We start from the raw sequence: 19,686 nt of genomic DNA, 5'->3' as shown, positions 1-19,686 counted from the left end.
TTACATTTCGTTTTTAGATTTTAGACCTTTTAATTAAGGGAAAGTCTAAAGGCAAAAAACTTAGACTTAGAGTCTAACCAGTGCGGAGCGGTAGTTCAGTTGGTTAGAATACCGGCCTGTCACGCCGGGGGTCGCGGGTTCGAGTCCCGTCCGCTCCGCCATTTATTTCGAAAGCCTCGCTATCAGCGAGGCTTTTTCGAATATAAAACAACGAAATTTTTAGGGGTGTAGCTCCAATTGGCAGAGCAGCGGATTCCAAATCCGCGTGTTGGGAGTTCGAATCTCTCCACCCCTGCCATATTCAAGGCCTCAGTCGAAAGACTGAGGCCTTTTTGTTTTCTGTTGGTGCGAACAATACGCAGAGCATTGCGAGTAATAATTAGTTACACTTGGGCTTCTCCTCAACACTCTTATTGGGAAAAGAAAACAAATGGATATCAGCCGTCGTCAATTCGTCAAAACGTCGTTCGCCTTATCAGCTATGTGCGTGATGCCTGCGTGCTCTTTGGTGCAATCTCGCGGTCGTGACGGCCGGTATATTTACGACTTGACTGCACAGCCTGCGAGCGCCGAGTTAGTGCCTGGTTTCACGACTTCGGTGTTAGCGTTCAACGGTCAGATCCCAGCGCCGACAATTCGCTGCCGGCAAGGAGAAAAGGTCACCATTCGTTTTACCAATAAACTGGATGAGCCAACTACCATCCATTGGCACGGGCTGCGTATCCCGATTGCTATGGATGGTGTAGCGTTCCTCAGCCAGCCGCCTATCATGCCTGGTGAGACGTTTATATACGAATTTACGCCACCAGACGCAGGCACATTTTGGTATCACCCACATATGAATAGTGTCAAGCAGCTCGGTATGGGATTGGTGGGGCTGATCATTGTTGAAGAGGCAGACCCGGTTCATTTCGACGAAGAGCACGCTTTAATGTTGAAACACTGGCATTTGGATCCGCAGGGTCAGTGGAAAGATTTGATGATTCCACGCTATAGCGCACGCATGGGCACACCAGGTGAGTGGGGGACCGTCAATGGAGTCCATGAGCCGGTCTATTCACTGAAAGCGCATGCCACTGTGCGTCTGAGAATTGCGAACGTCGACAATACAATAACGTATCCGGTTGCCGTCGAAGGAGCCGAGGCCTGGGTCATCGCCATTGATGGTAATCCGGTAAAGACGCCAGTGAAGCTCACTCAGCATAAAATTGGCCCAGGTATGAGGGTTGATATTGGCTTGGTGGCGCCCAAGGCAGGAGAGCGGGTTTATGTGCGTCAAATGAAAGGCAAATTCCCATTTCCTCTGTGTGAGTTTAAGGTGATGTCATCAGAACTACCATCTGGTCAGTCTTTGCCTACTCTGCCACTCAACCCGGTACCGTCAGTTGATCTGGCCAATGCACAGGAAATCGACTTTGTATTTGAGTGGGAAGGCGCTATTACCCCAGCCGATCCATCCGGGCATGCGATGCCGACCTTCTGGTTAGTTAATAAGCGCGCCTGGGAGGGTATGAGTGCGACATCCATTCCCGAACCGCTGGCGTATTTAGAACGTGGGAAAACGTACATTTTTGACCTTAAGAACGTCACCCAGTACCACCACCCAATCCATTTACACGGACATACTTTTACCGTATTGGAACTGAATGGAAACAAGCTTGCAGAACCGTTTCATACCGATACGGTGTTACTGGGCAAAAATGGCAGCGCTAAGGCGGCATTCGTGGCGGACAACCCTGGGCGCTGGATGTACCACTGTCATGTGATTGAACACATGAAAACCGGCCTCATGGGTTTTATTGAGGTAAAGTGACGCCTGTAACTTTTAAAATCTATTTCAGAAACACAATCTTATTACTGCGGATTTAACCCTTGGATCGCTCGATTTTTCAGCGAATAAGATTACAATGTTCGCATCAAAAATTAAGGGGTTACTATGGGGCAGTTATCCATTCTCGGCTTTATCGCTGTCGGCGGCGCATTTGGTGCGTGTTCGCGTTATCTGATCTCTGAATTGTGCGTGGTGTTGTTTGGGCGGGGCTTTCCCTACGGGACGTTGACGGTCAACGTTGTGGGGTCATTCATCATGGGCGCATTGATCGCACTGTTTGAAAATGAAATGCTCGCCACCGAACCATGGCGCCAAATCATCGGTCTGGGCTTCCTTGGAGCATTGACGACGTTTTCGACCTTTTCAATGGACAACGTGTTGATGTTGCAACAAGGTGCTTTTTTCAAGATGGGCCTCAATATCTTGTTGAACGTGGTATTGAGTGTTTCCGCCGCCTGGGTGGGTTTTCAGTTGTTGATCAAAAGTTAGATAAAATTTGTACAGGTCGGCTTGGTTTAACCAAGCCGTTTTTATATACTGATTTTACTTGTCGGAGTGCCATAAGGCTGAGACCGTTAATTCGGGATCCGTTGAACCTGATCAGATTAGAATCTGCGAAGGGAACAAGAGAAGATATCTACACCAGAGTTCTATCTGGTCGACCTATCAAATAATCGAATGCTGTTTAGACGAAGAGCACCTGCATAATCTGTCCATCATTCGATTCCTCTTGTCGCATCTATCCGCCAAGCATTTTTATCCCCAATACCAATAAGGAAAAATGCTATGTCGAGTCGCAAACAAGCGAGACTGGAAGCCAAACAGTTCATTGAAACACTCTCGGTACAGCCGTACCCAAATTCCACAAAAGTATATGTAGAAGGTTCACGTCCAGATGTTCGTGTACCTATGCGTGAAATAGCGCTAGCAGATAGTCTGATTGGTGGCACAAAAGAAGCGCCTATTTTCGAGCCGAATGAAGCCGTCCGAGTCTACGATACGTCAGGTGTTTATACTGATCCGAACTACGATATTGACCTTTATAGTGGCTTACCAAAGCTAAGAGAAAGCTGGATTGAAGAGCGCGGTGACACAGAGTTACTTGATGAAGTAAGCTCGGTGTACACCAAAGAACGCTTAGAAGACGAAACACTAGACGATCTTCGATACGGTAATCTACCACGTATTCGACGTGCCAAAGATGGGCAGTGCGTGACTCAGTTACACTATGCTCGCAAAGGTATTATCACCCCAGAAATGGAATTCATCGCGCTACGTGAAAATATGGGACGCGCTCAATACCGTGATGAAGTGCTGAATCAACAGCATCCGGGTCAAAGCTTCGGAGCGAACCTTCCAAAAGACATTACCGCCGAGTTTGTGCGTAAAGAGGTCGCCGAAGGTCGCGCGATTATCCCTTCTAATATCAACCACCCAGAATCCGAACCAATGATCATTGGCCGCAACTTCTTAGTTAAAGTGAATGCCAACATTGGTAATTCATCCGTGACGTCTTCCATTGAAGAAGAGGTTGAAAAGCTAGTTTGGGCCACTCGCTGGGGTGGTGATACGGTGATGGACTTATCGACGGGGCGTAATATTCACGAAACTCGCGAGTGGATTCTACGTAACAGTCCAGTGCCGATCGGTACCGTACCAATGTATCAAGCGCTTGAGAAAGTGAATGGTGTTGCGGAAAACCTTAACTGGGAAGTGATGCGCGATACTCTGATTGAGCAAGCAGAGCAGGGCGTTGACTATTTCACTATCCATGCCGGTTTACTACTTCGCTATGTGCCAATGACTGCAAAACGCGTTACCGGCATCGTTTCTCGTGGTGGTTCTATTATCGCGAAATGGTGTTTAGCCCATCACCAAGAAAGCTTCTTATATACCCACTTCCGAGAGATCTGTGAGATCTGTGCCAAGTATGATGTGGCACTTTCTCTCGGTGATGGTCTGCGCCCTGGTTCGGTGGCTGATGCTAACGATGAAGCGCAATTTGCTGAGCTGCGCACCCTGGGTGAACTGACCAATATTGCTTGGGAATATGATGTACAGGTCATCATCGAGGGGCCTGGACACGTACCTATGCACATGATTAAAGCCAATATGGAGGAGCAACTCGAGCATTGTCATGAGGCGCCGTTTTACACCCTTGGTCCACTGACCACGGACGTGGCTCCGGGCTATGACCATATCACCTCCGGTATTGGCGCGGCGATGATCGGCTGGTATGGCTGTGCGATGCTTTGCTACGTTACTCCTAAAGAACACCTCGGACTGCCGAATAAAGAAGACGTTAAGACCGGTTTGATCACCTACAAACTGGCGGCGCATGCGGCGGACTTAGCTAAGGGACATCCTGGGGCTCAGGTTCGCGATAATGCGCTTTCCAAAGCGCGCTTCGAATTTCGCTGGGAAGACCAGTTTAACCTGTCACTTGACCCTGATACCGCTCGCGCTTTCCATGATGAAACCCTGCCTCAGGAATCAGGTAAGGTAGCGCATTTCTGTTCCATGTGTGGGCCTAAGTTCTGTTCAATGAAGATTTCGCAAGAGGTGCGGGAGTATGCGAAAGACACCGAACAAGTGGCTGCGGACCAGGCTATCTCGATCAAAATGCTTGATGACCCGCTAGAAGGCATGCGCCAGAAATCACAAGAGTTCAGAGAGTCAGGCTCTGAGCTGTACCACCCAGCAGTGCATGTGGAGGTCAGCGACTCATGAGTAAAATCCTAGTTCCGTCATCCTTGATTGAACTAACTGGCTTAGTTCAACAATGTTTGTTGTTGGCGAAAGAGCAGGGTTTTAGCATCGAAGACATTGAGTTGGGTGTTAGCCCAACTCAATCTATTCAGCTTGTTCGTGACCAACACATTACGTACGTTACTACGGATCTGATTGATGCCCATAACGCCGATCCAGAGCGCTCTTTGGCGCTTTGTTATCGCTCTGGTTTATCAGTAGAAGCGTGCCTAGAACAGTCTTCGACATCGGTTTTGATTGGCATTTTTGACGACCAGGCTGTCAATCCACAGGGCGAGGTATCTCAACTTGATATCTGGCGTCATCCAATCGACCATGAAGTGAGAGCGCTTTCCGTTAAGGTCAAACTCAACACTGTGTTTGTACCTGAGCATCACCTAGCATGGGTGGTGGCATTGACTGTGCTCGATTTTCCCATCGAAGATGCGCTGACACTCGCCCGAGGAATGACGACACAACAGACGAATGTTTCACGTGAAACACGCTTGGTTCAAAACCACAATGTGGAGCGAGTCAATCAGTGGGCGTGCCAGTTCGATGATTTTCCCACCCCAGTGCTTGACGATCAGCGCTTAGGCATCCGAGTCGGATGGTCAGCGCAAGGCGAGCGCGTCCGCTTTTCAACCTTAGCGAAGCAGAGTTTAGGGCTCTACCCAGTGGTGGATGATGTCACTTGGATCGAGCGTTTGCTGCCATTGGGCATCCATACTATCCAACTGCGTATCAAGAATCCGCAACAGGCTGATTTAGAACAGCAGATCATTCGAGCAATTGAGTTAGGTCGTCAATACCAGGCCCAAGTGTTTATCAATGACTATTGGCAGCTTGCGATTAAGCATGGTGCTTACGGTGTGCATCTCGGTCAGGAAGATATTGAAGAGTCGAATTTGGCCCAACTCACCAAAGCCGGTATTCGTCTTGGTCTCTCCACTCATGGCTATTACGAACTGCTTCGTATCGTACAAATTCATCCTAGCTACATCGCGTTAGGACATATCTTCCCAACCACCACCAAACAGATGCCATCTAAGCCGCAGGGGTTGGTGCGTTTGGCGTTATATCAAAAGCTGATCGATAGCATCCCTTATGGCGCAACACAGTCTGATGTTGGTGCCCAAGCAGAGCAGGGGGTAAGTGCTGGCATGTTCGGTTATCCAACTGTCGCGATTGGTGGCATTGCCCCGTCCAACGCTGAGCAAGTCTGGCAGACGGGCGTCTCAAGTTTAGCGGTCGTTCGAGCCATAACATTGGCAGACTCACCTAAGTCTGTCATTGCATTTTTCACTGCTCTGATGAAGGAAAGACAACTTACGTTTGCCGGCCTGAACAACGAATCTACAGATGGCGTAAGGGATAAACATGCTCACGGATAAGCAGTTCCTTCGTTATCAACGCCAAGTCGCGCTGCCTGAAATCGCAGAAAGTGGGCAAGTGCGACTGAGCGAATCGCACGTGCTGATTATCGGCTGTGGCGGCTTAGGGAGTGCGGCGAGTTTGTACTTGGCGTCGGCGGGCGTCGGTAAGCTAGTAGTGGTTGATGATGATGAGGTTGAGAGCAGTAACCTGCAGCGTCAGGTGATTTATCGCGAACGAGATCTCCAAGTCACCAAAACGCAAGCCACCGTAAGACAGCTCACTGAACTCAATTCGATGGTTCAGGTTCGTGCTCTCAACAAGCGTTTAGACAAAGCGCAACTGCAGCTTGAAGTCATGCTGGCGGATGTGGTGTTGGACTGCACTGACAACATGCCCACTCGTCAGCTGATTAACCAGGTTTGCTTTGAACAAAACACACCACTTATCTCAGCAGCCGCTATTGGCTGGCAAGGGCAATTTGCCGTCTTTGACTATCAAACACCAAGTCAGGATGGGGTGGAGAGCAAAGCTTGTTACCGCTGTTTGTATCCGTTTGATGAACACCAACAACACCAAAAATGTAGTCAGAGCGGCGTTGTCGGTCCGGTGGTGGGCACGCTTGGCAACTACCAGGCCCTGGCGGCGATCCAGAAACTGGCAACTGGGACGTTTCATGTCGAAACCGCCACGTTGCATCTGTTTGATGGATTGAAGATGCAATGGCAAACCATGGGGATCAGCAAAGACAAACAATGCCAAGTTTGCGCTCAAGTTTAGCGGGCGAACTTTGTCGCGCTAAATTTCCCCATCACCGATATAAGCAATGGCCGGAATCAAGAGAGTTGGAAGCAATGACGTCATCAGAACAACAAACAACACAATCGCTAGCTGCGCACTTAGATGTGCTCACTATTGTCATCAATGACCAGGCTCATCAAGTGGCCAGCGAGTTAAATCTACAGCAAATCATTAGCCTGTTTGAGTTGCCGGAAATGGGGTGTGTTGTTGCCATTAACAACAGCATTGTGCCGCGCAGCGAGTGGGCCAGCACCGTTCTTTCACAGGGAGATCGCATCTCCTTGTTTCAAGCAATCGCAGGGGGGTAAAGTCGATGCTTAACATTGGTGATAAACAATTCGAATCACGACTGTTCACCGGAACAGGTAAATTTGCCAACAGCCGACTAATGGCGCAAGCGATTCACGCGTCGGGCTCTCAACTTGCGACCATGGCGTTAAAGCGCGTTGACGTGAACGACCAGCAAGATGATATTTTGCTGCCGTTGGTTCAAGCGGGGGTGAACTTACTGCCCAATACCTCCGGTGCTAAAAATGCCAGAGACGCTGTGTTTGCCGCGCAACTGGCGCGTGAAGCGCTGGGGACCAACTGGCTGAAACTGGAAATTCACCCAGACCCTAAGTACTTGATGCCGGATCCCATTGAGACACTAGCGGCTGCTGAGCAGTTGGTCCGAGAAGGATTCATTGTGCTTCCTTACTGTCATGCTGACCCTGTGCTGTGCAAGCGACTGGAGGAAGTAGGCTGTGCTGCAGTGATGCCATTGGGGGCGCCGATTGGTTCGAACAAAGGCATTGTTTCTCACGATTTTCTGGAAATCATCATCGATCAAGCCAATGTCCCGGTCGTGGTAGATGCAGGTATCGGAGCACCTTCACATGCGGCTCGTGCCATGGAGATGGGGGCCGATGCAGTTCTGGTCAACACGGCGATTGCGGCATCGAGCGATCCTATTGCGATGGCGAACGCTTTTAAGTTGGCGGTTGAGTCAGGGCGTATGGCTTATGAAGCCGGTCTTGCGGGTAAAGTGTCTCATGCGGTTGCGTCGAGTCCACTGACTTCATTTCTGGATGAGTTTTAAGTTCTAAGCGAGGAAAACATGAGCTTCGTAGAGCAATTTAAACAGCTCAATTGGGATGACATTTCGATGTCGATTTACGCCAAGACAGCGCAAGATGTCGAGCGGGCATTAAGTAAACCCAAGCGTGATCTGGAAGATTTTAAAGCGCTAATTTCACCTGCTGCAGAGCCTTATCTGGAGCAGATGGCGCAGTTGTCATACTCGGCGACTCGTAAACGTTTTGGTAATACCATGTCGCTTTATATTCCATTGTACTTGTCTAACTTGTGTGCCAACGCTTGTACGTATTGCGGCTTCTCCATGGAGAATCGTATCAAGCGTCGTACGTTGAATAGGGAGGAAGTGTCAGCGGAAGTGGCGGCCATCAAGCGCATGAAGTTTGATAGCGTATTGCTGGTTACCGGTGAACACGAAACCAAAGTCGGGATGAAATACTTCCGCGAAATGGTGCCGATGATTAAACAGCGCTTTAACTATCTGGCGATGGAAGTGCAGCCGCTTGACCAAGACGATTACGCCGAGCTTAAGGCGTTGGGTTTGGATGCGGTGATGGTGTATCAAGAGACTTATCATCCTTCGACGTACGCCGAGCATCATTTGCGTGGCAATAAAATGGATTTTGTATACCGACTGGATACACCAGATCGCTTAGCAAAAGCGGGAATCGATAAGATTGGTATTGGCGCCTTAATCGGGTTAGAAGAGTGGCGCACGGATTGTTTCTATGTGGCGGCGCATCTCGACTATCTGGAGCATAGATACTGGCAAACACGTTATTCGATTTCATTTCCACGATTGCGGCCTTGCGCAGGCGCGCTGCAGCCCAAATCGGTAATGACGGACAAACAGCTGGTGCAACTGATCTGTGCGTATCGCTTATTTAATCCGGAAGTGGAGCTGTCCCTCTCCACCCGCGAATCTCCACAATTTCGTGACAATGTATTACCGCTTGGGATCACCAGCATGTCTGCTGCATCGAAAACCCAGCCGGGAGGGTATGCTCTGGAAGACACAGAACTGGAGCAGTTTGAGATCAGCGACGAGCGGAGCGCGGCACACGTTGAACGCATGATTCGTGACAAGGGATTCGACCCAATTTGGAAAGACTGGCACAGTGCTTATTCCGGTTAGGTGTTTCACGTGAAACAAAAAAGGCGACCTTATGGTCGCCTTTTTATTACTTTCACCGCCCTGATATTAAGCGTAATCGAGCGGCTGGGTTGCTTGTTCTAACCACTGTTTCACTTCACCATCCACCAGAGGGCTGACGTCTTGCCACACTTTCTGATGATAGTCATTGAGCCATTTCAGCTCTGGCCGCGTCAGCAGATTCACGTTGATGTTGCGTTGGTCGATCGGACAGCGTGTCAGCGATTCAAAGCCAAGCATATGATGGTCGCCTTGAGTCGCAACTTCCACCACCAGTTCCAGGTTTTCAATCCGGATACCAAACGCATCGGCACGGTAATAACCCGGTTCGTTGGACAGAACCATACCTGGTAGCAGGGCAGTCGGGTTAACCGCTTTGGCGATACGCTGCGGCCCTTCGTGTACGCTGAGGAAGTGACCAACACCGTGGCCAGTCCCATGATCGTAATCGTAACCGTTGGCCCACAGATATTGCCGCGCCAAGGTATCCAATTGGTGTCCACAGGTACCTCTCGGGAAACGTGCGGTTGCCAGTGCAATATGGCCTTTGAGGACCAAAGTGAACTGATCTTTCATTTCCTGATTCGGCAGCCCGATGGCGACAGTACGAGTGATGTCGGTCGTGCCGTCTTGGTACTGGCCACCCGAATCCACCAGGTAGAGGGTGTCCATCGTCAACTGACCCGGTTGCGGCTGATTTTCGTGATTGTAGTGACACATGGCCGCATTTTCACCGGCCGCAGAAATGGTATCAAAGCTGAGGTCAGCCAGGGTTGGATCTTGTTCTCGGCAGCGCTGGAGATGGTCGGCCAGCACAGCTTCGTCGTGCAGGCGTCCAGCCGCGACTTCCTTATCCAGCCAGCAGAGAAATTGGGTCATGGCAGCGCCGTCACGGATATGACAGGCTTTCATGCCAGCGATTTCTGTGGCGTTTTTGGCGGCTTTGGGCAGCAGGCAGGGATCGGCCGCGTTGATCAGTTGCGCGCCGGTACTTTGCAATGTCAGGGTAAACCAGGCGTTACTGGTGGCTGGGTCGACCATCACTTTGCGGCCTTCAAGCGTAGCCAGCTGGGCTTGCAGGGCGTCTGGCTCATGAACACGTACACCTTGGCCGACATGCTGTTCAAAGCCAAGTGGCAAACGCTCAGACTTAAAGAAAAAATCGACGCTGGCGTCACGATGGACAATCGCATGACACAGCACCACGGGGAGGCGTGATACGTCCAGGCCGCGAATATTGAGTAGCCAGCAGATGGAATCCAGTTCTGTCAGCAGTGCTGCATCGGCTTTTTTGGCCGCAATTAACGCTGCGATCTCTGCGCGCTTGTCGGTGCTGGATTGCCCAACCAGTGTCAGGTCCATCAGGCGAACCTCTGATTCCTGCGGTTGCGGGCGATCTTGCCACAGCTGGTCAATCGGGTTGTCGCTGACCGGACTCAGATGCAGTTCACCGTCCAGGGCCGTTTGTGCCGCAGACAGCCAACTGGCGCGGTGCATTCTCGGATCGTAAGCGACTTTGGCGCCACTGGCGAGCTGAGTTGTCAGCCAGCCCAAAAACGGTTCTTCAATCAGGTGACGATATTCAAATACGTCGGCAGGGACCTGTTTGCGTACCTGTACCGTATAGCGGCCATCAACAAAAATCGCTGCGTTATCGCGGGTGATCACCGCGGCGCCGGCTGAGCCGGTGAAGCCGGTGGCCCAGAGTAGACGCTCGTTGTGGGCCGGTACGTATTCACCTAAATATTCGTCTTCATGCGGAATAATGAGCGCATCGTAGCTGTGTTGCTCCAGCCAGTTGCGTAGCGCATCGACGCGTTCGGAAATGTGATTTTGCATCTGAAAGTATCCTTTTGCTAAACGTCCTTTTGGGCAGAACTGTATGGTCTGAGACCTGGTCGACTAAGCTACTCCTTTTACGTCGGAGCTGCAAACGCTGGCCGACAATTATCTGAGGTGCAGAGTTTTCTCTTTAATAATATCCCGCAGCCAGCGCAAAGCGGGGTCACTTTCTCTGTCTCTGTGCCAGAAAAGAGTGTAAGCCATCGGAGGAAACTCCATTGGCAGTGGCAGGACCACCAAATCCATCTGTTTGGCGACCAACAAGGTAAAGTGGCTCGGGGCCGTGAAGACGAAGTCAGTGTAGGTACATAAGCTGGCGGCGCTGTTGAAGTCAGGCACTACAATGGCGATGTCGCGTTCACAGCCCATGTCCGACAGGCGGTAGTCCAGCAACCAGCGGTCGTACCCGTCGCAGCGGACCTGAACGTGACGCATGGCCAGATAGGTGTTTAGGTTCCAGGGTTGTTTGAGGGCCGGATGATCTTTGCGCATGACGCACATTTGTACGTCACGATAGATCTCCTGCTCGCAGATGTCGTCGGGAGGGTACATGGTCAGTTTCGCATCGTTGACGTCGATGTCTTTGCCCGTGATGCCAAGATCCAGTTCGCCCATCTGCAGGCGTTTAAACGTGTTTTCATTCCACACATGCATGGAGATGTTGAGGTTGGGACCATGTTGAAAAATCGCTGGCAGGAAATGCGGCAGGATCAACGGATAGACACTTTCAACCGCTGCAATATGGAAACGGTATTCGCTTTCACTCGGGGAAAACTCAGGTGGCTGGGTGATCATTTCGAGCTGATTGACCAACATTTCCAGTTTCGGTTTCAGGTAGAGTGACTTGGGGGTCGCTTTTAAGCCATGAGAGGTGCGAATGAACAAAGGATCATCAAACTGCTCACGCAATTTGGCCAAGGCTTTGCTGACCGCTGATTGGCTGAGGCACAAGCGCTGCGCGGTGCGAGTTACGCTCAGTTCTTCGATCAGTACATTGAGACACACCAGCAGATTGAGGTCGATGCGCGCCAGTTTTTCGATGTTCATGGTGTTTTTCTGATTTGGAATATTGGTAATGAGTATAAGCCATTTTTACTCATATCTGAATCTGGGTAAGATGGCCGCCGTTTTGATGAATTTGTTGGAGTATCTTGTGTCTCAATCCGGCCCGGTTCCTATCAGTAAAGTGCAGTTGGCACTGCTGACCTTATTGGTGTTGTTCAGCCCATTGGCGATCGACATCTACTTGCCGGCATTGCCGCAGATTTCGCAGGCGTTTCACGTGGAACACGCGTTAGCACAAGATACGATCACCTGGTTTCTGTTTGCCATGGGCGTCGGTCAATTGTTTGCCGGTCCACTGGCGGACAAACTCGGACGTCGAACTGTTGCATTGGGTGGCATCAGCATCTACGCCCTGAGCGCCTTATTGGCGTGGGGGGCTCAGAGCATTGAGTGGATGTTGATGGCCAGACTGCTACAAGGCTTAGGTGCATGTGCGACATCGGTAGCAGCCTTTGCAACAGTTCGCGATATCTTTGGTCCGGAGAAAAGCGGCCGAATGATCAGCTACCTGAACGGCGCCATCTGCTTCATTCCGGCATTGGCGCCCATCCTGGGCAGTTGGCTAACGCAGCAGTTTGGCTGGCGAGCCAACTTCAGCTTTATGGCACTGTATGCTCTGACTGTAGGAACGTGGTTGCTGATCAACATGAAAGAAACCAACCCCAGCAGCGAGAAACAAGCGGTGTTTAAGCTGGAGCGTTACTGGTCGGTAGTGAAAACGCCGTCTTTCCTGTTTCATGCCTCTTTGTGCATGTTGGCAATGGCGGTTATTCTGGCGTACGTGACATCCGCCCCGGTGGTGCTGATGGAAGGGCTGGGGTTAAGTATGAACCAATTTACGTTCTGGTTTGGGGTCAATGCGGCGATCAACATTGTTGCTTGTATGACGGCTCCAAAATTCATGGAACGCTTCGGGACCCACACAACGTTGTTGGTTGGCATCGTGACCTTGCTGGTCGCTGGCGGCGTAATGTTGGCACTGGCCGGAACGGCAACCGCACTGGCGTTCATGTTGCCGATCTTCCTCTCTTCTGTCGGGTTTGCCTGGATTCTCGGTGCGGCTGCCGGAAAAGCGCTGGCACCGTTTGGGGATAAAGCCGGTACGGCTGCGGCGTTGTTGGGGCTGTTTCAGATGAGCGGTTCCGGCCTGGTGGTGGGGACGATGCAGCGCCTAAATCTGGACCCGCAACATATGATTGCTTTGCAGATGTGGCTGGTGGCGCCAGCCGTGATCATTCTGCTGTCGAAAGCAGGCCGGCGCTGGCATTATGCGGCGGCGTAAGCGCCTGATACAAATGAAGTGAATAGATGTTTGATAACAACCAAAAGGCGTGTATATTTGTTCTTCTTTTTGTGTTGCAAACCTATTTAGATTGGAACCTCAATAACTATGTCAATGACAACGTATGAAATGGCCAAAGTGCTGGAGCAGCTGGAAGAGTCTCCAGAGAAGATCATGTTTGGCAAATTACTCAATGAGTTGGGTAACCAGAGCAGTGAGCGTATTCGCAGCGCTGCCAAGCAAGTGCCGTTACATATGCTGCGTGATATCGTCTATCAGTTCCAGCAAGTTATCGATGCACGCAAAGGCGAAGAAGTGGATATGCTGGCTCAGCAACTAAAAGAACAAGGCATCACTGCCGAAGAGCTGAAAGCTTACCTCAGCCGCTAATGCTTCACAATACAAAGGCCCCGATACGTATCGGGGCCTTTGTCGTTTCAGGGGTTGACGTTGCGGTTGATCGGATTTTGCAGTGAGATCAGGGTTTCGGTCGACTGCACTTCATCAATGGCCTGCAGCTTATCGATCAGCACGTATTGCAGTTCTTCAATCGATTTGCACATCAGCTTGACGAAAATGTTGTACGCCCCGGTGGTGTAATAGGCTTCCACCACTTCGTCGAGCGCATTGAGCTTTTCCAGCGCGGAATGGTAGTCACGGGCCGCGTTCAGGTTGATGCCGATGAAGCAGCACACGTCGTAACCGAGCTTTTTGGTATCGACGATCACTTCCGTGCCCTGGATGATTTGTGCCGATTTCATTTTCTCGATCCGCACATGAATGGTGGCCGGACTGACCTGAAATTGCTTGGCCATTTCCGCATAAGGCGTACGGGCGTCTTCCATCAAGGTTTTTAAAATGGCCCGGTCGAGATCATCGAGTTTGGCTTCATGGCTCTGCATCATGCATCCTGTTTAAAAAGTTCAGCGCGCTACGGCACGTGATAAAAGTATAAATTATCATCAGTTATGATACTGTCTTATCACTGACGAATGAAGAGAGAGTGTAGAGCGTGCGAGTTGTCTTGTGTCTGATCGCGTTGTTGTTAAGCGGCGTTGCGTCCGCCACGGACCGCAGTGTGCTCATCGTTCACTCGTATCATCTCGGTTTCTTCTGGACCGATGCCTTCCAACATGGTGTCGACGACGTCCTGACACCGCATACCGACATCAAAACCCGTGCGGTCTACCTCGACACCAAACGGCTGCAGTCCGCGCTGTATTTTGACCAGATCTACCAGCTGTACAAAACGCTGCTGGAGCAGGAGCGTTATGATGCGGTGCTGGTAAGTGACAATAATGCGCTGAGCCTGATGCAGCGTCTGGCGCCGCAACTGGGCGACACGCCGGTGATCTTCGGCGGTATCAATAATTACTCACGTGAGATGCACCGTGATCTGCGTGCAACCGGGGTAACAGAAGACATTGATATCGAAAGTAATATCGCGTTAATCCGCCGATTGCAACCCAATGTCGAACGGATTTATGTCGTGACCGACTTTTCCCGTACCGGGGCTGCGGTGCGTCAGCAGCTCAACCACTTTATTGCGCGGTCGCCGCAGTACCAGTCGCTGATCCAGCCGCTGGTGCCGGATACCTTTGAGCATCTCTACCAGCGCGCAGCAGGTATGAATCGCAACGACGCCATTTTGTACTGGGTGTATTACCGTGACCAGCAAGGCGAGGTCAGTGATCTGGTGCAGTGGAATACTTTTATTCACCACGCTCAGGCGCCGGTCTACGTGGTGCATGATCTCGGCATTGGCAACGGGGCCATTGGCGGCGTGGTTCTCAGCGGTCACTCGCAAGGTAAAGCGGCCGCCGACACCTTGCTTGAGGTACTGGCCAACCCGTCGGCGCCACTGCCCAAGGTCAAACGTGTTCCTCCGGAAATCAAACTCGATTATCAGGCCGTGACCCGTTGGGGGCTGGGTATTGAAGGGGAGCCCGCCGGGGTGTTCTTTAATAAACCACTGCCGTTTGCCGAACGTTATCAGCGTGAGCTCGAACTGCTGGTGATGACTGTGCTGGTGTTGTCGCTGATCCTGCTGAGCTTGATCTATTACACCCGGCGGCTGAAAAAGAGTGAGCAGATAGCCCGCCACAGCCAGGTGCTGCTCGAATCGGTGTTTGATCAGAGTTATCACTACATCGGTATGTTGGATCAACATGGCCGGATCGTATCAAGCAACAGCAAGTTGCAGGAGCTGCTCTATAACCCTCAGTATCAACTGGACAAACCGTTGTGGCAGCACAAACATTTGGAGGCGGGCTCAGCGCAGCGTATCAAACACTATTTCGCTGCGCAGCAAGCGTCGCGTCCGGCGCAGTTTGAAGTGGAAGTGTGGCACCCGGAGCACGGGGTGCAAATTCTCGAGTTGTCCCTGAAACCATTACCCAAAGATGTCGGCCAGCAGGTGCGCTTTCTGCTTGAAGCGCGTGACATCACTTCACGCAAACAGACCGAAGACAAACTGATGCAGCGGGAAGCCAGCCTCAGTCACTATTACGATCAGCAACCGGTGATGATGCTGACGCTTAATGAGCAGAACCGTATCCAACAGGTGAACCGCTTTACCGAGCAGATGCTCGGCTACGAAGAGCAGCAGTTGCTTGGTCATCGGCTGCGCGAATTCTATCTGCACGCCGATGCCATTGTACCGCGTCAGGTGCTGCTGCAGCCTAAGCAGGTGGCTAAAGGAGTCTGGCAGCGGGAGATCGAATATCTCCACGCTGATGGGCATGCGATGTGGGTGCGCGAGAACATCCGCCCATTGGCAGAAACCGGCCATTTGCTGATTGTCGGGGAAGACGTGACCGAAACGCGGAAGCTGGCCGATCAACTGGCGTATCAGGCCCGTTATGATTTGCTGACGGACACTTACAACCGTAACCAGTTTGAACTGGAACTGGACAAAGCCCTCAGTGAAGTGGAAAGCCACCTGCGTACCCACGCCATGCTGTATCTTGACCTGGACCAACTGAAGGTACTCAACGACACCGCCGGGCATGAGGCGGGCGATGCCGCGATCAAGTTCTGCGCCAGCATGCTGCAGGAGATCCTGCCGTACAACACGATTCTGGCGCGCATGGGCGGGGATGAATTTGCGCTTTTGCTCAAAGACTGCACCGAACGCGACGCGGTACACGTGGCGCGCAGTATCATCAGTACCCTGGCTGAGCAGGCGTTTATCTGGAACGACATTCGACTCAATCTGACCTGCTCGATTGGGATTCGCTTGATAGACCATACTGCCACGTCCCCCCAGATGGTACACGCACAGGCGGATACCGCCTGCCATGCAGCCAAAGAAGAAGGGCGTAACCGCTTCAACCTCTATTGCCAGGACGATCAGGATCTGCGGCGTCGCGAACTGGAAATGGAGAGTGTCAGCCTGGTGCATGATGCGCTGGCGAATCAGCGGATTGAACTGTTTGGCCAACGGATCCTCAATGTGTCGCAACCAGCGGACAGCCTGTACTGTGAAGTATTGGTGCGAATTCGTAATTCAGACGGTGAGTACATTTCGCCTGCGATCTTTATGCCCGCTTCCGAGCGCTACAACATCGCGCATCTGATTGATAAGGTAGTGGTTAGCCAGAGCCTGGCGTATTTCGCATCCCATCCGGATGCGCTGGCCCGACTGGACTTGGTGTCGATCAACTTGTCGGGTCACTCAATGGGCAACCGCGAATTTGTTCAGTTTCTGTTGCAGGCGCTGGCCAGCAGTCCGGTTCCGTGCGGGAAGATTTGTCTGGAAATCACGGAAACGGCGGCAATGAGCAATATGGAGCAGGCGATCTCGCTGTTCAGTCAGCTCAAACAACTGGGGTGTCTGATCGCGCTGGATGACTTCGGCTCCGGCCTGTCGTCGTTTGGTTACCTGAAACGCTTACCGGTGGACATCGTCAAAATTGACGGTTTGTTCGTGCGTGATATTGACCATAACGAGATGGATCGCCTGATGGTGCGTTCGATCAACGATCTGGCCCAGCAGATGGGTAAACGGACCGTGGCGGAATTTGTCGAAAACCGCGCCATCTATGAGCATCTGGTAGCGTTGGGTGTGGATTACGCTCAGGGGTATCTGATTGGCCGGCCGAAACCGCTGGCGGAACTGATGAGCGAACTGATGGGTGAGGGCGGGCTCGATTTTGCATAGCCTCAGCGTGGTGACGGTGAGTGAAATTGGGTACACTGCGCGCCGTGTAATGAATCTAGTGGAGAAGCCACTTTGCAGCTGCAACTGATATGCGAAGACCCCAATCAAGCCTCACGTCTCGATGAGATCGGCCAACGCTGGCACCTGCAGCACACCCCGCAGAGTGAATTTGCTCTAGTGCTGACGGCGCAGCGTCTGGAGCTGCGTAAGCTCGACGAGCCCAAACTGGGCGCGATTTTTGTTGACCTGGTGGGCGGGGCGGTTGGGCACCGACGCAAATTCGGCGGCGGTAAAGGTCAGGCGATTGCCAAAGCGGCCGGGCTTAACAAAGGCGTCACGCCTACCATACTGGACGGCACGGCGGGCCTGGGCCGTGATGCGTTTGTGTTGGCATCGTTAGGGTGCCAGGTACAGATGGTTGAACGGCATCCGGTAGTGGCGGCCTTGTTGGAAGATGGCCTGTTGCGCGCGGGTCAAGACACGGAAATTGGCCATTGGGTGCAGGAGCGAATGACCTTGCTGCATGCGTCCAGCCATGATGCGCTGGCCCAGTTGGCGGCAGATGCGGAGTTTGTCCGTCCGGATGTGGTGTATCTCGATCCCATGTACCCGCATCCGGAAAGCAAGAAAAAATCCGCTTTGGTGAAAAAAGAGATGCGGGTGTTTCAGTCGCTGGTCGGCGCGGACACCGATGCGGATGCGCTGTTGCAGCCGGCCCTGGCTTTGGCCAGCAAGCGGGTGGTGGTTAAGCGCCCGGATTACGCTGAGTGGCTGGCAGGGCATAAGCCAACCATGGCCATCGAAACCAAGAAAAATCGCTTTGATGTTTACGTGAATGCCGCAATGGCGGCAGATTGACTTTACCAGGACGATTTGTGCTTGCTTAAACGCGTCGCTGCGGTTATATCTAATTAAGAACTCTTCGTATTCTTGGCTTTGGAGTGGTGGCATGGCGAAACGTTTTTGTAAGCTGGATCGACGCGACATCGCGGCCAGCCTGGGCGAGATCCAGTCATTGGTGGCGGCGCCGAAGTACCTGTGTCGCTCCTGTGCGCGCGCATCGGCCGATAAGAGCGCGTTGTGCAAGCCGATGGCGCTGCCAGTAAGCGACGCCTCACCAGCCATTTCAGCCGATGAGCGCGAGCTTATCATACCGGTTGCAGTCGATAAAGACGGTGTGGCTCAGCCAGTGTCGAAAAAAGCGCTCAAGCAGGCCAAAAAGAGCGCCAAGAAGCAGGCTAAATTTCATAAAAAGATGAAGAAGGTGCTGAAAAAACAGCAAAAGCTGCTGAAAAAGCATCACAAACTCGAGCGCCAGTTCAGCCGTGTCAATCAGCGTCTGACGACGCTAAACCCAGCCGACAGCAGTGCCGCTCGGATGCACTGATGAAACGAGATAAAAACGCCCGCATCATGCGGGCGTTTTTTTATGCCGTTAGGCGTTCTGATAACGGCGTTCAATACGGCGTTTGACCCAGGTTTCATTGACCCACAATGACAATAGGATCACCGCACCTCCCAGCGCCAGACGCATCAGATCGACATCGCGGTTCCAAATCAAAATATTGACGATCAGCCCCGCCGGCACCAGAGCGTTGTTCATCACTGCCAGCGCGCCAGCGTTAACCTGACAGGCGCCGCAGTTCCAGGCGAAATACCCCAAGCCAGACGCAATCAGACCCAGGTAGATCAGCACGCCCCATTGCAGTGACGTGGCAGGCAGTTGGTGCGGATTCCCCAGTAGCGCAAACGCCACCAGTGCGACACACAGTGCCCCAAGGTAAAAATAGCCGAATACGGTATGCTGCGGCAATTCAACCGGCTCACGCTCCATGACGTATTTATAGCCGACCTGACCGATGGCAAAACACAGGTTGGCGCCCTGAACCACCAGAAAGCCCTGCATAAAATGCTCGTTGACGCCGGCAAATTTGATCACTGCGGCACCAGCGACGGCGATCATCGCGGTCAGCAGATACCAGGGGGAGAAGCGGCCTTTGAGCAGGTCATAAATCAGGGTGACGTAAATTGGCGTGAAGACAGTAAACAGCAGTACCTCCGGCACCGACAGCAGCAGGAAGGATTGATAGTAAAAGCAGTACATCAGGCCGAGCTGCACGCCACCAATCGCCATCAGCTTCACGATTAAGGGTTTGGCAACGCCACGGAATTTGAGAAAAGGCAGAAACACTAAGCTGGCGAGGGCTACTCGCATCAGCACCGAAAACCAGGAATCGACCTGACCGGCCAGATAAACGCCGATCAGGCTAAAAGAAAACGCCCACAACAGGGTGACTGCAGATAAATAGGTCATAACAAATCAGAGTGATGAATATTTGCTCTGCAGTCTA

At 51.9% G+C, this 19,686-nt stretch carries 17 protein-coding genes, 2 tRNA genes and 1 riboswitch; of the genes, 15 read left to right on the top strand and 4 right to left on the bottom strand.

Annotated features, from left to right (window positions below; all coding sequences use genetic code 11):
* Positions 1 to 84: 84 nt before the first annotated feature.
* From VPR01S_RS20650 to thiH, 10 genes are all read left to right on the top strand, one after another.
* Positions 85 to 161: transfer RNA gene (locus VPR01S_RS20650), tRNA-Asp, on the top strand.
* Between the two features lie 60 nt (positions 162 to 221).
* Positions 222 to 298: transfer RNA gene (locus VPR01S_RS20645), tRNA-Trp, on the top strand.
* A gap of 132 nt (positions 299 to 430) precedes the next feature.
* A complete protein-coding gene (locus VPR01S_RS20640; protein WP_021707312.1) occupies positions 431 to 1,813 on the top strand; it encodes a multicopper oxidase family protein in 1,383 nt (460 codons plus the stop codon).
* Between the two features lie 123 nt (positions 1,814 to 1,936).
* Positions 1,937 to 2,320 carry a fluoride efflux transporter CrcB gene (gene crcB, locus VPR01S_RS20635; RefSeq protein WP_021707311.1) on the top strand — a complete coding sequence of 128 codons (384 nt, stop codon included), beginning with the start codon at positions 1,937 to 1,939 and terminating at the stop codon, positions 2,318 to 2,320.
* Positions 2,321 to 2,372: 52 nt separating this feature from the next.
* Positions 2,373 to 2,471, top strand: a riboswitch (TPP riboswitch).
* A 146-nt stretch (positions 2,472 to 2,617) separates the two neighbouring features.
* The gene (gene thiC / locus VPR01S_RS20630) at positions 2,618 to 4,561 is read left to right on the top strand and encodes a phosphomethylpyrimidine synthase ThiC (RefSeq protein ID WP_021707310.1); all 1,944 of its coding nucleotides are present in this window, start codon (positions 2,618 to 2,620) and stop codon (positions 4,559 to 4,561) included.
* Positions 4,558 to 5,973 carry a thiamine phosphate synthase gene (locus VPR01S_RS20625; RefSeq protein WP_021707309.1) on the top strand — a complete coding sequence of 472 codons (1,416 nt, stop codon included), beginning with the start codon at positions 4,558 to 4,560 and terminating at the stop codon, positions 5,971 to 5,973. Before thiC ends, VPR01S_RS20625 begins: the two co-directional genes overlap by 4 nt.
* Positions 5,960 to 6,733, top strand: coding sequence for a HesA/MoeB/ThiF family protein (locus VPR01S_RS20620; protein ID WP_021707308.1), 774 nt, complete (start codon positions 5,960 to 5,962; stop codon positions 6,731 to 6,733). The genes VPR01S_RS20625 and VPR01S_RS20620 overlap by 14 nt, the downstream gene beginning before the upstream one ends.
* Positions 6,734 to 6,807: 74 nt before the next feature.
* Positions 6,808 to 7,062: a sulfur carrier protein ThiS gene (thiS, locus tag VPR01S_RS20615; protein ID WP_021707307.1), complete on the top strand. Its 255-nt coding sequence runs from the start codon at positions 6,808 to 6,810 to the stop codon at positions 7,060 to 7,062.
* A 5-nt stretch (positions 7,063 to 7,067) separates the two neighbouring features.
* Positions 7,068 to 7,835, top strand: a complete 768-nt coding sequence (locus VPR01S_RS20610) for a thiazole synthase (protein ID WP_021707306.1) — start codon at positions 7,068 to 7,070, stop codon at positions 7,833 to 7,835.
* A gap of 18 nt (positions 7,836 to 7,853) precedes the next feature.
* Positions 7,854 to 8,966, top strand: coding sequence for a 2-iminoacetate synthase ThiH (gene thiH / locus VPR01S_RS20605; RefSeq protein ID WP_021707305.1), 1,113 nt, complete (start codon positions 7,854 to 7,856; stop codon positions 8,964 to 8,966).
* Between the two features lie 66 nt (positions 8,967 to 9,032).
* On the opposite strand, the gene VPR01S_RS20600 is transcribed toward thiH, so the two are convergent.
* Both VPR01S_RS20600 and VPR01S_RS20595 read right to left on the bottom strand, forming a co-directional pair.
* Positions 9,033 to 10,823 carry an aminopeptidase P family protein gene (locus VPR01S_RS20600; protein ID WP_021707304.1) on the bottom strand — a complete coding sequence of 597 codons (1,791 nt, stop codon included), beginning with the start codon at positions 10,821 to 10,823 and terminating at the stop codon, positions 9,033 to 9,035.
* 108 nt (positions 10,824 to 10,931) lie between these two features.
* Positions 10,932 to 11,873, bottom strand: coding sequence for a LysR family transcriptional regulator (locus VPR01S_RS20595; RefSeq protein ID WP_021707303.1), 942 nt, complete (start codon positions 11,871 to 11,873; stop codon positions 10,932 to 10,934).
* An 85-nt stretch (positions 11,874 to 11,958) separates the two neighbouring features.
* Here VPR01S_RS20595 and VPR01S_RS20590 point away from each other — a divergent pair, with 85 nt between their 5' ends.
* Together VPR01S_RS20590 and tsrA are read left to right on the top strand one after the other, a co-directional pair.
* A complete protein-coding gene (locus VPR01S_RS20590; protein ID WP_052035787.1) occupies positions 11,959 to 13,173 on the top strand; it encodes a multidrug effflux MFS transporter in 1,215 nt (404 codons plus the stop codon).
* 108 nt (positions 13,174 to 13,281) lie between these two features.
* Entirely contained in the window at positions 13,282 to 13,563 is a 282-nt protein-coding gene (gene tsrA, locus VPR01S_RS20585) for an H-NS-like global regulator TsrA (protein ID WP_021707301.1), read from the top strand.
* A 47-nt stretch (positions 13,564 to 13,610) separates the two neighbouring features.
* Here tsrA and asnC read toward each other — a convergent pair whose 3' ends face one another.
* Positions 13,611 to 14,075 (bottom strand): transcriptional regulator AsnC, encoded by a 465-nt coding sequence (asnC, locus tag VPR01S_RS20580; protein ID WP_021707300.1) that lies wholly within the window; start codon positions 14,073 to 14,075, stop codon positions 13,611 to 13,613.
* Positions 14,076 to 14,185: 110 nt separating this feature from the next.
* Between asnC and VPR01S_RS20575 the strand changes: the two genes are divergently transcribed.
* The 3 genes from VPR01S_RS20575 to VPR01S_RS20565 all read left to right on the top strand — a co-directional run bounded on the left by VPR01S_RS20575 (position 14,186) and on the right by VPR01S_RS20565 (position 18,722).
* Positions 14,186 to 17,335, top strand: coding sequence for an EAL domain-containing protein (locus VPR01S_RS20575; protein WP_021707299.1), 3,150 nt, complete (start codon positions 14,186 to 14,188; stop codon positions 17,333 to 17,335).
* A 72-nt stretch (positions 17,336 to 17,407) separates the two neighbouring features.
* Positions 17,408 to 18,193: a class I SAM-dependent methyltransferase gene (locus VPR01S_RS20570; protein WP_021707298.1), complete on the top strand. Its 786-nt coding sequence runs from the start codon at positions 17,408 to 17,410 to the stop codon at positions 18,191 to 18,193.
* A 91-nt stretch (positions 18,194 to 18,284) separates the two neighbouring features.
* A complete protein-coding gene (locus tag VPR01S_RS20565) occupies positions 18,285 to 18,722 on the top strand; it encodes a hypothetical protein (RefSeq protein WP_021707297.1) in 438 nt (145 codons plus the stop codon).
* A gap of 48 nt (positions 18,723 to 18,770) precedes the next feature.
* On the opposite strand, the gene VPR01S_RS20560 is transcribed toward VPR01S_RS20565, so the two are convergent.
* Positions 18,771 to 19,649 carry a carboxylate/amino acid/amine transporter gene (locus VPR01S_RS20560; protein WP_021707296.1) on the bottom strand — a complete coding sequence of 293 codons (879 nt, stop codon included), beginning with the start codon at positions 19,647 to 19,649 and terminating at the stop codon, positions 18,771 to 18,773.
* Positions 19,650 to 19,686 lie beyond the last annotated feature (37 nt).

This window comes from Vibrio proteolyticus NBRC 13287 (genome assembly GCF_000467125.1).
Classification (GTDB): domain Bacteria; phylum Pseudomonadota; class Gammaproteobacteria; order Enterobacterales; family Vibrionaceae; genus Vibrio; species Vibrio proteolyticus.
The sequence above is the reverse complement of the archived record's forward strand: the minus strand, read 5'-3'. Positions and strand labels throughout refer to the sequence as shown.

Excerpts from the sequence above, each read along its gene's own strand:
- VPR01S_RS20640 (WP_021707312.1), top strand. The coding sequence starts at position 431 with ATGGATATCAGCCGTCGTCAATTCGTCAAAACGTCGTTCGCCTTATCA.
- crcB (WP_021707311.1), top strand. The coding sequence starts at position 1,937 with ATGGGGCAGTTATCCATTCTCGGCTTTATCGCTGTCGGCGGCGCATTT.
- thiC (WP_021707310.1), top strand. The coding sequence starts at position 2,618 with ATGTCGAGTCGCAAACAAGCGAGACTGGAAGCCAAACAGTTCATTGAA.
- VPR01S_RS20625 (WP_021707309.1), top strand. The coding sequence starts at position 4,558 with ATGAGTAAAATCCTAGTTCCGTCATCCTTGATTGAACTAACTGGCTTA.
- VPR01S_RS20620 (WP_021707308.1), top strand. The coding sequence starts at position 5,960 with ATGCTCACGGATAAGCAGTTCCTTCGTTATCAACGCCAAGTCGCGCTG.
- thiS (WP_021707307.1), top strand. The coding sequence starts at position 6,808 with ATGACGTCATCAGAACAACAAACAACACAATCGCTAGCTGCGCACTTA.
- VPR01S_RS20610 (WP_021707306.1), top strand. The coding sequence starts at position 7,068 with ATGCTTAACATTGGTGATAAACAATTCGAATCACGACTGTTCACCGGA.
- thiH (WP_021707305.1), top strand. The coding sequence starts at position 7,854 with ATGAGCTTCGTAGAGCAATTTAAACAGCTCAATTGGGATGACATTTCG.
- VPR01S_RS20600 (WP_021707304.1), bottom strand. The coding sequence starts at position 10,823 with ATGCAAAATCACATTTCCGAACGCGTCGATGCGCTACGCAACTGGCTG.
- VPR01S_RS20595 (WP_021707303.1), bottom strand. The coding sequence starts at position 11,873 with ATGAACATCGAAAAACTGGCGCGCATCGACCTCAATCTGCTGGTGTGT.
- VPR01S_RS20590 (WP_052035787.1), top strand. The coding sequence starts at position 11,959 with ATGAATTTGTTGGAGTATCTTGTGTCTCAATCCGGCCCGGTTCCTATC.
- tsrA (WP_021707301.1), top strand. The coding sequence starts at position 13,282 with ATGTCAATGACAACGTATGAAATGGCCAAAGTGCTGGAGCAGCTGGAA.
- asnC (WP_021707300.1), bottom strand. The coding sequence starts at position 14,075 with ATGCAGAGCCATGAAGCCAAACTCGATGATCTCGACCGGGCCATTTTA.
- VPR01S_RS20565 (WP_021707297.1), top strand. The coding sequence starts at position 18,285 with ATGGCGAAACGTTTTTGTAAGCTGGATCGACGCGACATCGCGGCCAGC.
- VPR01S_RS20560 (WP_021707296.1), bottom strand. The coding sequence starts at position 19,649 with ATGACCTATTTATCTGCAGTCACCCTGTTGTGGGCGTTTTCTTTTAGC.